The 12,409-nt window shown below is 59.0% G+C and carries 10 protein-coding genes and 2 tRNA genes; all 12 read right to left on the reverse strand.

The window, feature by feature from the left end:
• Positions 1 to 2: 2 nt before the first annotated feature.
• Positions 3 to 79 (reverse strand) — tRNA-Arg (locus tag BMZ32_RS17605).
• 53 nt (positions 80 to 132) lie between these two features.
• Positions 133 to 223, reverse strand: a tRNA-Ser gene (locus BMZ32_RS17610).
• A 62-nt stretch (positions 224 to 285) separates the two neighbouring features.
• Positions 286 to 471, reverse strand: coding sequence for a carbon storage regulator CsrA (gene csrA, locus BMZ32_RS17615; RefSeq protein WP_025165378.1), 186 nt, complete (start codon positions 469 to 471; stop codon positions 286 to 288).
• A gap of 186 nt (positions 472 to 657) precedes the next feature.
• On the reverse strand, positions 658 to 1,896 hold the full coding sequence (locus BMZ32_RS17620; protein WP_090244419.1) for an aspartate kinase: 1,239 nt from the start codon (positions 1,894 to 1,896) through the stop codon (positions 658 to 660).
• A gap of 112 nt (positions 1,897 to 2,008) precedes the next feature.
• Entirely contained in the window at positions 2,009 to 4,633 is a 2,625-nt protein-coding gene (alaS, locus tag BMZ32_RS17625; protein ID WP_090244421.1) for an alanine--tRNA ligase, read from the reverse strand.
• 121 nt (positions 4,634 to 4,754) lie between these two features.
• On the reverse strand, positions 4,755 to 5,759 hold the full coding sequence (gene ltaE, locus BMZ32_RS17630) for a low-specificity L-threonine aldolase (RefSeq protein WP_090244424.1): 1,005 nt from the start codon (positions 5,757 to 5,759) through the stop codon (positions 4,755 to 4,757).
• Between the two features lie 182 nt (positions 5,760 to 5,941).
• Positions 5,942 to 6,952 carry a succinylglutamate desuccinylase gene (gene astE / locus BMZ32_RS17635; protein ID WP_090244426.1) on the reverse strand — a complete coding sequence of 337 codons (1,011 nt, stop codon included), beginning with the start codon at positions 6,950 to 6,952 and terminating at the stop codon, positions 5,942 to 5,944.
• A gap of 10 nt (positions 6,953 to 6,962) precedes the next feature.
• The gene (locus BMZ32_RS17640; protein ID WP_090244428.1) at positions 6,963 to 7,250 is read right to left on the reverse strand and encodes a topoisomerase II; all 288 of its coding nucleotides are present in this window, start codon (positions 7,248 to 7,250) and stop codon (positions 6,963 to 6,965) included.
• Between the two features lie 77 nt (positions 7,251 to 7,327).
• Positions 7,328 to 8,695 carry an N-succinylarginine dihydrolase gene (gene astB / locus BMZ32_RS17645; protein WP_090244430.1) on the reverse strand — a complete coding sequence of 456 codons (1,368 nt, stop codon included), beginning with the start codon at positions 8,693 to 8,695 and terminating at the stop codon, positions 7,328 to 7,330.
• Positions 8,692 to 10,155, reverse strand: a complete 1,464-nt coding sequence (astD, locus tag BMZ32_RS17650; protein ID WP_090244432.1) for a succinylglutamate-semialdehyde dehydrogenase — start codon at positions 10,153 to 10,155, stop codon at positions 8,692 to 8,694. Before astD ends, astB begins: the two co-directional genes overlap by 4 nt.
• 130 nt (positions 10,156 to 10,285) lie before the next feature.
• A complete protein-coding gene (astA, locus tag BMZ32_RS17655; RefSeq protein WP_090244434.1) occupies positions 10,286 to 11,302 on the reverse strand; it encodes an arginine N-succinyltransferase in 1,017 nt (338 codons plus the stop codon).
• Between the two features lie 11 nt (positions 11,303 to 11,313).
• Positions 11,314 to 12,345 carry an arginine/ornithine succinyltransferase subunit alpha gene (gene aruF / locus BMZ32_RS17660; protein WP_090244436.1) on the reverse strand — a complete coding sequence of 344 codons (1,032 nt, stop codon included), beginning with the start codon at positions 12,343 to 12,345 and terminating at the stop codon, positions 11,314 to 11,316.
• Between the last annotated feature and the right edge of the window lie 64 nt (positions 12,346 to 12,409).

Raw genomic sequence — 12,409 nt, forward strand, 5'->3', positions numbered from 1 at the left:
TTTGGTGCACTCAGGAGGATTCGAACCTCCGACCGCTCGGTTCGTAGCCGAGTACTCTATCCAGCTGAGCTATGAGTGCATGTAACGCCGCACTGTAGACATCTAAACCGCAATACCTACAACACTAAATAATGGCGGAGAAGGGGGGATTCGAACCCCCGACACCCTTTTGAGATGTACTCCCTTAGCAGGGGAGCGCCTTCGGCCACTCGGCCACCTCTCCGCAACACGGGGCGCATGATAACCATGTTTTCCCCGTTTGCAAAGCCAAAATTTCGATAAAAATTAGTGGCTTGGTTCTTCGCCTTTCTCTTTCTGGATGCGCTGGTAGATTTCTTCGCGGTGCACAGCAACTTCTTTCGGCGCGTTAACGCCAATGCGCACCTGATTACCTTTAACACCCAGCACAGTGACAGTGACTTCGTCACCCACCATCAAGGTCTCTCCAACCCGACGAGTCAGAATCAGCATTCCTTTCTCCTTAGGGATATCAGTTCAGGACAACAGCAGTCTGCAAAATAAAATGGTGGCAGCCCCGAACATCTTAAGCAGAGCCTTCACCCAAGTATTGACCAGTGTGAGCAGAAAGAAAGCCCTGCTCATGCCAACCAAAAAAGGCGAAAGGCGCGGGATAAACCGCGCCTTTCGGATAATGCCCTACTCGCCCTTGCGGGCCGGGGCATCCAGTTCAAAAGCAGTGTGCAGGGCACGCACTGCCAACTCCAGATATTTCTCCTCGATTACCACGGAGACCTTGATTTCCGAAGTGGAGATCATCTGGATATTGATATTTTCTAGGGCCAACGACTCGAACATACGGCTGGCAACACCCGCATGGGAGCGCATACCGACACCCACGATGGAGACCTTGGCAATATCGGTATTGCCCACCACTTCACGCGCGCCTAGCTCTTGGGCGGTTTTCTCCAGCACCTGCATGGCGTTGCTGTAATCATTGCGATGCACGGTGAAGGTGAAGTCGGTGGTGTTATCGTGCGCAACGTTCTGCACGATCATGTCGACTTCTACATTGGCGGCACTGACCGGCCCGAGGATCTTGAACGCTACGCCCGGAATATCCGGTACGCCACGGATAGTCAGCTTGGCCTCATCGCGATTAAAGGCGATGCCAGAGATGATCGGCTGTTCCATGGATTCCTCTTCATCAATAGTAATGAGGGTGCCCGGACCCTCTTGAAAGCTGTGCAACACGCGCAGCGGGACGTTGTATTTGCCGGCGAACTCCACGGCGCGAATTTGCAACACCTTAGAGCCCAGGCTGGCCATCTCCAGCATTTCTTCAAAGGTAATCTTGCTCAAGCGCTGAGCCTTTGGCACAACCCGCGGGTCGGTGGTGTAAACACCATCGACATCGGTATAGATCTGGCATTCATCGGCCTTTAACGCCGCAGCCAGTGCCACACCGGTGGTGTCGGAGCCACCACGCCCAAGGGTGGTGATATTGCCGTGCTCGTCAACGCCTTGGAAACCGGCGACCACCACCACACGCCCGGCCTTGAGGTCGGTACGCAACTTCTGGTCATCGATCTGCAGGATGCGCGCTTTGTTGTGCGTACTGTCTGTCAGGATGCGCACCTGACTGCCGGTGTAGGACACAGCGGGTACGCCAATCTTGATCAGCGCCATGGCCAACAGGGCAATAGTCACCTGCTCGCCCGTCGAGACCATCACATCGAATTCACGCGGTACCGGCTGACCATCACTAACCTGTTTGGCTAGATCGACCAGGCGATTGGTTTCACCGCTCATGGCGGAAACCACAACCACAATGTCATCACCGTTTTCACGGAACTTCTTCACCTTCGCGGCTACCTGCTGAATACGCTCAACAGTGCCGACGGACGTGCCGCCAAATTTCTGTACGATCAAAGCCATTTCAAAGCCGCCTCAGCCCGTGAAGGGCGCCCATTAAACATTCAACTCAATAACCTGCCAAGGCCCGCCGGGCGTATACCGAGCCTTGGGCTGCGCGCCTAAAATCAGGCACTTATAAACCTTGTTCGACAAACGTAACAGCCAAGCCCAACGCGGCATCCAGCGCAGCCGCATCAACGCCGCCACCTTGCGCCATGTCCGGTCGACCACCACCCTTACCGCCTACTGCGGCAGCAGCTTGCTTCATCAGCTCGCCAGCTTTCAGCTTGGCGGTCAGGTCTTGCGTCACACCCGCCACAAGCACGACCTTCTCGTCCTGCACGCCGCCGAGCAGAATCACTGCGCTGCCGAGCTTATTCTTCAACTGATCGACCATGGCCAGCAGCGCTTTGCCATCCAAACCATCGAGACGCGCAGTCAGTACCTTGATGCCTTTAACCTCGATAGCCGAGCCCGCTAAGTCATTACCGGCAGCGCTCGCGGCCTTGGCCTTAAGCTGCTCTAACTCCTTCTCCAACTGACGGTTGCGCTCTAGCACACCGGCCAGCTTGTCCAACAGATTTTCGCGACTGCCTTTAACCAGCGCAGCGGCTTCTTTCAGCTGTTCTTCTGCACCATTGAGGTAGGCAAACGCCGCAGCGCCGGTGACCGCTTCGATACGCCGCACACCTGCGGCCACACCGCTTTCGCTGATGATTTTGAACAGGCCTATATCACCGGTGCGTTTCGCATGAATGCCGCCACACAGCTCAACGGAGAAGTCACCGCCCATACTCAGTACGCGCACCTGATCACCGTACTTCTCACCGAACAGCGCCATGGCACCTTTGGCCTTGGCGGTTTCGATGTCGGTTTCCAGGGTTTCAACGTCGCTATTGCCGCGTATTTCACGGTTGACGATGGTTTCCAGCTCTTTCAGTTGCGCTGGACTAATGGCCTCGAAGTGACTGAAGTCAAAACGCAGGCGCTGACTGTCGACCAACGAGCCCTTCTGGGTCACGTGATCACCGAGTACCTGACGCAGCGCGGCATGCAGCAAGTGGGTGGCCGAGTGATTGAGCGAGGTGGCCTGGCGCACGCTGGCATCCACCTCCGCCTTGACTGAAGTACCGACGCTTAAACCACCTTTAACCGCCACGCCATGGTGCAGATAGGCGCCGCCTGCTTTATTGGTGTCGCGCACATCGAAGCGCACGCCGGTGCCCTCGAGGAAGCCGCAATCACCAATCTGACCACCAGATTCGGCGTAGAACGGCGTTTGATCGAGGACTACCACGCCCTCTTCGCCTTCATTCAGACTGTCGACCGCCTGACCGGCCTTAAACAGTGCGATGATTTTACCGCTACCGCTGGTGCCCTGATAACCGAGGAATGTGGTGTCGCTGTCGACCTTGACCAGCGCGTTGTAATCCATGCCGAAGGAGCTGGCGGACCTGGCACGCTCACGCTGCGCCTGCATTTCGCGCTCGAAGCCTTCCTCATCCAAGGTCAGCTCGCGCTCACGGGCGATATCACCAGTGAGATCCATCGGGAAGCCGAAGGTGTCGTACAGCTTGAAGATCACATCGCCGGGGATCACGGTACCTTTCAGCTCAGACAGATCCTGCTCAAGAATCTTCAGACCCTGCTCAAGAGTCTTGGCGAACTGCTCTTCTTCGGTTTTCAGCACGCGCTCAATATGCGCTTGCTGCTGCTTAAGCTCCGGAAAGGCATCGCCCATCTCGGCCACCAGCGCAGCCACGATCTGGTAGAAGAAGCTGCCCTTGGCGCCCAGCTTGTTACCGTGACGGCAGGCGCGACGAATGATGCGGCGCAACACATAGCCACGGCCTTCATTGGACGGCGTCACGCCGTCAGCGATCAGGAAGCCGCACGAACGGATATGGTCAGCCACCACTTTCAGCGAAGCCTGAGCTTCGTTGGCACAGCCAATAGCCTTGGCCGCGGCATTCAGCAGGCTCTGGAACAGGTCGATCTCGTAGTTCGAGTTGACGTGTTGTAGCACCGCACTCACGCGCTCCAGGCCCATGCCGGTGTCCACACTCGGCGCCGGCAGCGGATGCATCACGCCATCAGCGGTGCGGTTGAACTGCATGAAGACGTTGTTCCAGATTTCGATGTAGCGATCACCGTCCTCTTCTGGCGAGCCGGGCGGACCGCCCCAGATGTGCTCGCCGTGGTCGAAGAAGATTTCGGTGCACGGGCCGCACGGGCCGGTATCGCCCATGGCCCAGAAGTTGTCCGAGGCGTACGGCGCGCCTTTGTTATCGCCGATGCGGATCATCCGCTCAGCCGGCACGCCGATTTCTTTGTTCCAAATGTCGTAGGCCTCATCGTCGCTGGCATAGACGGTGACCCAGAGTTTTTCTTTCGGCAGGTTCAGCCACTTGTCGCCAGTGAGAAACTCCCAGGCGTAGTGGATGGCATCGCGCTTGAAATAGTCGCCAAAGCTGAAATTACCCAGCATTTCGAAGAAGGTGTGGTGACGCGCGGTATAACCGACGTTCTCCAGGTCATTGTGCTTGCCGCCGGCGCGTACGCACTTCTGGCTGCTGGTAGCGCGAGTATAGGCGCGCTTTTCCAGGCCGAGGAAGCAATCCTTGAACTGGTTCATCCCCGCGTTGGTGAACAACAGGGTCGGGTCATTGCCCGGAATCAGGGAGCTGGAGGCGACACGGGTGTGTCCCTTCTGTTCGAAGAAGCTGAGGAAGGCTTCACGGATTTCTGCGCTTTTCATAGGAATCTTCCAAAAACCAGCGGCCACAACGAAGCCGGCAAAGGGCCGCATTATATCGGGCCTGCGCCATGGGGCTAGTGACTTTATTGATAGATAACGGCTATTAAAAGCCCTGGGCTATTCAGCCCGTGCGGAAACCGGCAAAGGCGGCAATAACCTTGTCGATATCCACCGAGGCGATATCCAGGTGCGTCACCATGCGCAATCGCGGCGCAGCTGAGAGCTTGATGCCACGCGCAGCGCAGAAAGCCTGCAGCGCTCCGGCCTGCTCACCCACCTCGACGTAGACCATATTGCTCTGCACCGGCTCTACCGCGTAACCCTGCTCACGCAAGCCAGCGGCCAAGCGCTCGGCATTGGCATGATCGTCAGCCAGCCGCTGCACCTGATGCTCAAGCGCATACAACCCCGCAGCTGCGAGCATACCGGCCTGACGCATGCCGCCGCCGACCATCTTGCGCAAACGCCGCGCCCTGCCAATCAGCTCGGCTGAGCCGCACAGTACCGAACCAACTGGCGCGCCGAGGCCCTTGGACAAGCACACCGACACCGAATCAAAGTACTGAGTAATCTCCCTTGCCGGCACGCCCAGCTTGACCGCGGCGTTGTACAGGCGCGCACCGTCTAGGTGCAGTGCCAGTCCACGGCGCGTGGTCAGTTCGCGCGCCGCTTGCAGGTAAGACTGCGGCAGCACTTTGCCCTGCATGGTGTTTTCCAGCGCCAACAGACGAGTACGGGCGAAGTGAAAGTCATCCTGTTTGATGGCCGCTTCAACCTTGGCCAGATCGAGCGAGCCATCAGCCTCGCCCTCGATGGGCTGCGGCTGAATCGAGCCAAGCACTGCCGCGCCGCCGCCTTCGTATTTATAGGTGTGCGCCTGCTGACCGACGATGTACTCATCGCCGCGCGCGCAGTGGGCCATCAGGCCGAGCAGGTTGCTCATGGTGCCGGTGGGCACAAACAGCGCAGCCTCAAAGCCCAACTCAGCGGCCAGATAGTGCTCCAGCCGGTTAACCGTGGGGTCCTCGCCATAGACGTCATCGCCAAGTTCAGCGGCCTGCATGGCTTCGCGCATGCCGCGTGTCGGCTGGGTGACGGTATCGCTGCGCAGGTCAATGATGGGCATAACGAAGAATCCTTAGCATGACGGAAACCCGATGCTAAGGCGCCTTAGGCGGGCGAACAAGGTACAGATAGGGGGAACAATGGCGGGACAGATAGATCCGTGTGGATAGGCTGATGCACATTCGGGCTAAAGACTAACCCCGCTAGTATCCCGGATGAAATCCGGAAACCACCACACGCCGCTTAGATCAGCTGCACGTCTTCAGCGGGAACAATCAGAATGCCGGCACGTAGGCCGTTTTTGACCTTGGGATTGGGAAAGATGATCCGCGTACCCGGCTCATCGATCACCCAGCGGGTATCACTGAGATCTTCTGCCAGCAGGTAGCCAACGGGCAATTCGCTGAAGTTCTCGACATCCGCTGGCAGGTGCAACTGAAACGCATCGCTGTGCTTGATCACTTCACGGGCTACGGCAAACAGTTTCAGCTCGCCTAGATCATCCGTGGCGCCTTCAAGCTCGCGCCCTTCAATCAGGGCCTGCAGGTGCAGCTCAAGACGATCAAGGTTGACCCGTTCGTTCTGCCCAAACGGCCGCGCCTTACCCAGCTCAAGCGTCAGGGCTTCAGCCCCTAACTGGCTATAGGTGAAAGCACTGAAGGTGACAGAGCTTTTGTTGTGCAGCAGGACTGCCTCAATTCCGGCAGCATTCAGGCGCGACAGCTCACGCTGGCTGCGCGGGCGACCGTCTTGAAAGGGGTAGAGGGCAAACTGCTCGATCTTCGACGCTCGAATAGCGGTGTGCAGGTCGTAATGCAGGCGCGTACGCTCGGGCTTACTGAAAAAGGCAGCCGCTAGATGCTCCAACTCACAGGCTCGCAGCGCCTCAGCGCCACTGTGCTGGTCGTGGCGACCGTTGAACAGGCGATTGATATCTTGCTCGATATAGCGCTCGCCGCGGCGCATGGCGGCAGTATTACCAAACAGAAAAAGAATCCGCGCCTGCGGCTGCAGTTGATTACGGGCAATGCCCTGCAGCAGGCGGTCAAGCAGTTCGATGGGCGCGGTTTCATTGCCATGGATGCCGGCTGAGAACAGCAGGTCCTGGCCGTTGTCGCGGGCCGCAGGCGGCGTCACTTCCAACGCCCCCTCGGCCAGCCAACGCAGGCGCGTGCCCTCCGGAGTCAGTTGAATCTTCGCTGCCGGCTCATGGCCGGCCAAGGTCAGTTCAAGCAGTTTGCCGAGGGCAAGCATGGGGGTTTCCTCAGTCGTGATTACAGTCAGGGCCGTGCACGTGATCGTCGTCATCGCCTACATCGGCGGCTTCCATTTCCACTTCCAAGCTAACCAGGTTAGTGGCCAGCGGGCGCAGCAGCAGGTTGGCGTATTCAGCTGCGCCTTCCTCGACCTCGACACCGATCATCAACTGGTTATTGCCCACTTGCTGGAACCAGATTTCCTGGCCCTGCCAGATCACGGCAAAGCGTGTGCAGGAGGTTTCCAGCTGGGTGCCGTCAGTGTCTTCGAGGATCAGTTGCAGGGCATCGCTCATAAAATCTCCACAGTATTGGACGTAGGGTGGATGTCGCTTTTTACATACACCGGTGGATCGATAAAACGTGATCCACCCTACTCAGCTAATTGAAAGGGATAAACCGCGCCCAGTTTAAGGATCTGCGTCAGTTCATCCAAGGCCGTACGGCACTCGTTCAGCAATTGTGGATCAGCCAGATCGTTTTCGCTCAGGCGATCGCGGTAGTGTTTGTCGACCCAGACGTTGAGTGTGTCGTAAAGCGACGGCGTCATGATCACGCCCTGATTGACCGCCGCCAACTCGTCTTCCTTAAGTGCCACGCGCAGGCGCAGGCACGCGGGGCCGCCGCCGTTTTGCATGCTCTGCTTGAGATCAAACACCTGCACCTCGCGGATCGGCCCGTTACCACTAGTCAGTTGCTGCAAGTAGTTCCAAACATTGCTGTTGTTGCGGCACTCTTCCGGCACGATCAACAGCATGCCGCCATCGGCGCGACTCAGCAGTTGGCTATTGAACAGGTAAGACTTGACCGCATCCGCCACCGGCACCGCGTCACGTGGCACACACACCGGCTGGAAGTTGCCGCCACGGCGAGCGAGCTTTTCACTTAACGCTGCCAGCACCTTATCGCTGTCGAGGAAGGCGTCTTGGTGATAGAACAGCACCTCGCCGTTACCCACGGCGATTACATCATTGTGGAACACGCCTTGATCGATCACCGCCGGCGTTTGCTGGGCGTAAACCACACCGTCATCGCTCAAGCCATGCAGGCGCGCCACGGCCTGCGAAGCCTCCAGGGTTTGCCGCGCTGGGTAGCGCTGCGGCGCCGGGAACCGACTATCAAAAGCACTGCGGCCGAATACAAAGAACTCCACACCGGCATCGCCGTAGCCTTTGCAGAAGCGCGTGTGATTCGCCGCACCTTCATCGCCGAACTGAGCAACTGCAGGCAGCGCGGCGTGGTGGGCGAAGTGCTGCTCGTTGGCGAACATCGCGCCGAGCACACGGCTGGTGGTCGGGTGTTCAATGGAGCGGTGGAATTTGCAGTTGAGGTTGGCGGCGGTGAAATGCACGCGACCATCGGCCGTATCGGCACTGGGGCTGACGGTGCAGGCGTTGGCCGTCCACATGCTGGAGGCCGAGCAGCTTGCAACCAGCAACGGCATGGCGTCTTTCGCGGCCTTCTGGATTACTTGTGCATCGGTGCCGGTAAACCCCAAGCTGCGCAGCACAGCCACATTCGGGCGCTCTTGCGGGGCCAGCACGCCCTGCTTGAAGCCCATCTCCATCAAGGCCTTCATCTTAGCCAGGCCCTGCTTGGCGGCCTCTTTCGGGTTCGACCCTACCTGGCTGTTGCTCTGTGAGGCCACGTTGCCGTAGGACAAGCCGCCATAGTTATGGGTCGGCCCGACCAAACCGTCAAAATTGACTTCATATGCGCTCGTGCTGGCTACTGGGCTCATAGGCTGACTCCCGGCGTTAGGGTGGCAGGCAGGCTCAGGCTATCAGCCTCCAGCGAAGCCACTGGGTAGGCGCAATAATCAGCCGCGTAATAGGCACTGGCGCGGTGGTTACCGGACGCCCCAACACCGCCAAACGGCGCGGTGCTAGCGGCACCGGTCAGCTGCTTGTTCCAGTTAACGATACCCGCGCGACTGTGCAGCCAGAACTGCTCATAGCGCGCCTTGGAGTCGGACAGCAGCCCAGCAGCCAGGCCATATTGCGTGTTGTTGGCCTCAGCAATCGCGGCATCAAAATCGGTGTAGCGAATCACCTGCAGCAGCGGGCCGAAGAGCTCCTCATCCGCCCGTTCGGCCAGGTCCGTAACATCAATAATGCCAGGCGTGAGCAAAGCCGCGCCTTGCAACGGCTGGGACATTTTCAGCAGCGGCTTGGCGCCCTGGGTCAGCAGGTGCTGCTGCGCCTTGAGCAAGTGCTGAGCAGCATCCAGGGAAATCACCGAGCCCATAAACGGCGCGGGCTGAGCATCGAAACTACCCACTTTGATACTCGCCGCCACTTCCACCAGGCGCTCCAGCAAGCTGTCACCCCACGCGCCTTGCGGCACCAGCAGGCGCCGCGCACAAGTGCAGCGCTGGCCGGCGGAAATAAACGCCGACTGGATGATGGTGTACACGGCGGCATTGATGTCGCTGACCTGATCAACCACCAGCGGGTTGTTGCCACCCATTTCCAGCGCAAGAATTTTGTTCGGACGACCGGAAAACTGCTTATGCAGCAGGTTGCCCGTGCGGCTGGAACCGGTGAAGAACAGCCCGTCGATGCCCGCATGGGCCGCCAGCGCCATGCCGGTATCACGGGCGCCCTGCACCAGGTTAAGTACGCCCGTCGGCAGGCCGGCTTCAATCCAGCACTTGACCGTTAACTCGGCGACTTTCGGCGTCAGTTCGCTGGGCTTGAACACCACGCAGTTGCCTGCCAGCAGCGCCGGCACAATGTGGCCGTTGGGCAAGTGGCCAGGGAAGTTATAAGGCCCGAACACTGCGACTACGCCATGCGGTTTGTGCCGTAATACCGCGGTGGCATCGGCCAGCGGACCGCTCTTCTCGCCGGTGCGCTCGCGATAACTTTGTACCGAAATGGCGACTTTGTTGGCCATGCTGGTGACTTCGGTGGCGGTTTCCCACAACGGCTTGCCAGTTTCCTCGCCAATGCAGTGGCCCAGCGCGTCAGCCTGCTGCTTGAGGGTGGCGGCAAACTGCTCGAGCACGGCAATGCGCTGATCCAGCGAGCGCGAGGCCCAGGCTGGGAATGCGGCGCGGGCCGCCTGCACCGCCGCATCAACCTGGGCAGCGCTGGCTGCCTGACCGTGCCAGATGGCTTCCTGGCTAACCGGATTGAGCGATTCCAGGGCTTCACCCTGACCTGCGTGCCAGGCACCGGCGATGTAATGAGTGCTCATCTTGTTTTATCACTCCCAGCAAGGTGGAGACCCGGCTAGCCGCCGAATCAGCAATTTGAGATAGCCGCGCCATAATCGACGCGAAGGCGCAACGTTTAGCCGCGCCATAATCGACGCGAAGGCGCAACGTTTAGCCGCGCGCGGAAACCGCGACCGCGCGAACCTGATCACCCGCTGACAGCTGCAGACGTTTGGCGGTTTGCGCATCAACCACCAACGTACCGGCCGCCAGACGCGCCGCCGCAACCGTAATGCGGCAGTCTTCACGCTTACGGTTATGAATCAGGTAGTGCGTGGCGTCATCGCCTGGCGTGCCGATGGCCAGCACCAGCACCTGACTGTCGTGTATCGCACGGATTTTCGCGGTTTGCGCCTCGATGGCCGGGCCGGCGTCGAAGATGTCGACATAGCCCTGATAACTGAAACCTTCGCCCTTAAGCATGGCCAGCGCCGGCTCGGTGTCCGGATGGACGCGACCGATGGTGTTGCGCGCATCCTCGGAAAGGAAGCAGGTGTAGAGCGGAAACTTAGGCATCAGCTCGGCGATAAAGGCCTTGTTGCCGACGCCCGTGAGGTAGTCGGCCTGACTGAATTCCATTCTAAAAAAGTGCCGACCCAGGCATTCCCAGAACGGCGAGCGGCCCTGCTCATCGGACATACCGCGCATCTCGGCGATAACCTTGTCACCGAATAGCTCACGGAATTCGGCGATAAACAGAAAGCGCGCCTTCGACAACAAACGACCGTTGAGCCCGCTGCGTTGGTCGCTGCGCAAGAACAGCGAGCACAGCTCGGAGTTACCGGTCAGGTCGTTGGCCAAGAACAGGGTGGGAATCTGCCGATGGATATTCAGTTCCTGCGAGGCGCTGACGGTCAAACCAACCCGGTAGTTGTACCAAGGCTCGCGCAGGCCAACAGCACCGGCGACAGCCGAAATACCGACCACCTCGCCATTGTCGTCTTCAAGCACGAACAGGTAGTCGGCATCGCCGCGGGCGGCCTCACCGCGAAAGGTTTTTTCAGCCCAGCCGACGCGGTGCGCCAAGCGCTCCTCATTGGCGGGCAACGTGGTCAGACCAGCGCCGGTACTGCGTGCCAGTTGAAACAGAGCTGGCAGATCGGTGCTGCGAACGGGACGAACGATCATGCGCTAACTCCTTAAACCGCAACCAGGCGTACGCTGACGCCCTCGCCGACGCCTAGGGCTTCGGCGGCCGCAACACTTAGGGTGACCGGCTTACCCGGTGCCCAATCCAGCTCCGCGACAATCGCGCGAAAATCCTGTAGCTGACCATTGCTGATCAAGTACGGCCGCCCGCCTTTGATCGGCTCGCGCGGCTCAGCAGAAGAGACATGCACTGGCACCACGCGGCTCTGGGCAATCGAGCGAATGCCCGAGGTGCGCGCATGTAGAGTCGGGCCGCCATCGAAGATGTCGATGTAATGGTCGGTCTCAAAGCCTTCACGCATGAGAATGTCAAAGCTGATCTGCGCCCGTGGATGCACCTGCCTCATGGCTTCCTGGGCTTCATCCGGCAGCAACGGCACATAAATCGGGTAGTGCGGCATCAACTCAGCGAGGAAGGTGCGGCTCTTAAGACCACACAGGCGCTCGGCTTCGGTGTAGTTCATATCGAAGAAGTTACGCCCCACGGCATCCCAGAACGGCGAATCGCCAGCGTCATCGCTGTAACCAACGATCTCCACCACAACAGCATCAGCAAAGCGCTCCGGGTGGCTGGCCAAAAACAGCAGACGCGCCCGCGAGTTGAGGTCGGACCAGGCGGTATTCACCAGCGGTTGCTCGACGTAGAAGCTTGTCAGCAAGCTGTTACCGGTGAGGTCGTGGCACAGCGAAAGTACGTGGATCTTGTTATGGATCTTCAGCTCGCGCGAGTTATGCACGAAGGTTTCGTTGCGGAAGCTGTAAAACGGCTCCGAGTAACCGGCCGAGGCGACGATGCCGGAGCAACCAACCAAACGGCCGCTGGCGCTGTCTTCGAGGACGAAAAAGTAGCTCTCTTCACCGTTAAAGCTGACTTCGGCGGAGAACGAGGCTTCCGAGGCAGCAATCTTTTCGCGCAGACGGCCACTGTCGTCCGGCAGTGAAGTCACACCAACCGGGCTGTCCACGGCGAGACGCTGCACTTCAGTGAGGTCGGCCATTTGCGCGGGGCGCATCACCAGCATGGTGTCACTCCTTTGAATAAAAGTTCCAAGAAGCCCTCGCGAGCCACTCAGAGAAAACCGCAGG

Origin of the sequence: Pseudomonas guineae, assembly GCF_900113745.1 — a bacterium.
GTDB classification, from domain to species: Bacteria; Pseudomonadota; Gammaproteobacteria; order Pseudomonadales; family Pseudomonadaceae; genus Aquipseudomonas; species Aquipseudomonas guineae.

Coding starts and splice junctions, on each gene's coding strand:
- astB (WP_090244430.1), bottom strand. CDS start 8,695: ATGAGCCCAGTAGCCAGCACGAGCGCATATGAAGTCAATTTTGACGGT.
- astD (WP_090244432.1), bottom strand. CDS start 10,155: ATGAGCACTCATTACATCGCCGGTGCCTGGCACGCAGGTCAGGGTGAA.
- alaS (WP_090244421.1), bottom strand. CDS start 4,633: ATGAAAAGCGCAGAAATCCGTGAAGCCTTCCTCAGCTTCTTCGAACAG.
- astE (WP_090244426.1), bottom strand. CDS start 6,952: ATGCTTGCCCTCGGCAAACTGCTTGAACTGACCTTGGCCGGCCATGAG.
- ltaE (WP_090244424.1), bottom strand. CDS start 5,759: ATGCCCATCATTGACCTGCGCAGCGATACCGTCACCCAGCCGACACGC.
- BMZ32_RS17620 (WP_090244419.1), bottom strand. CDS start 1,896: ATGGCTTTGATCGTACAGAAATTTGGCGGCACGTCCGTCGGCACTGTT.
- BMZ32_RS17640 (WP_090244428.1), bottom strand. CDS start 7,250: ATGAGCGATGCCCTGCAACTGATCCTCGAAGACACTGACGGCACCCAG.
- aruF (WP_090244436.1), bottom strand. CDS start 12,345: ATGCTGGTGATGCGCCCCGCGCAAATGGCCGACCTCACTGAAGTGCAG.
- csrA (WP_025165378.1), bottom strand. CDS start 471: ATGCTGATTCTGACTCGTCGGGTTGGAGAGACCTTGATGGTGGGTGAC.
- astA (WP_090244434.1), bottom strand. CDS start 11,302: ATGATCGTTCGTCCCGTTCGCAGCACCGATCTGCCAGCTCTGTTTCAA.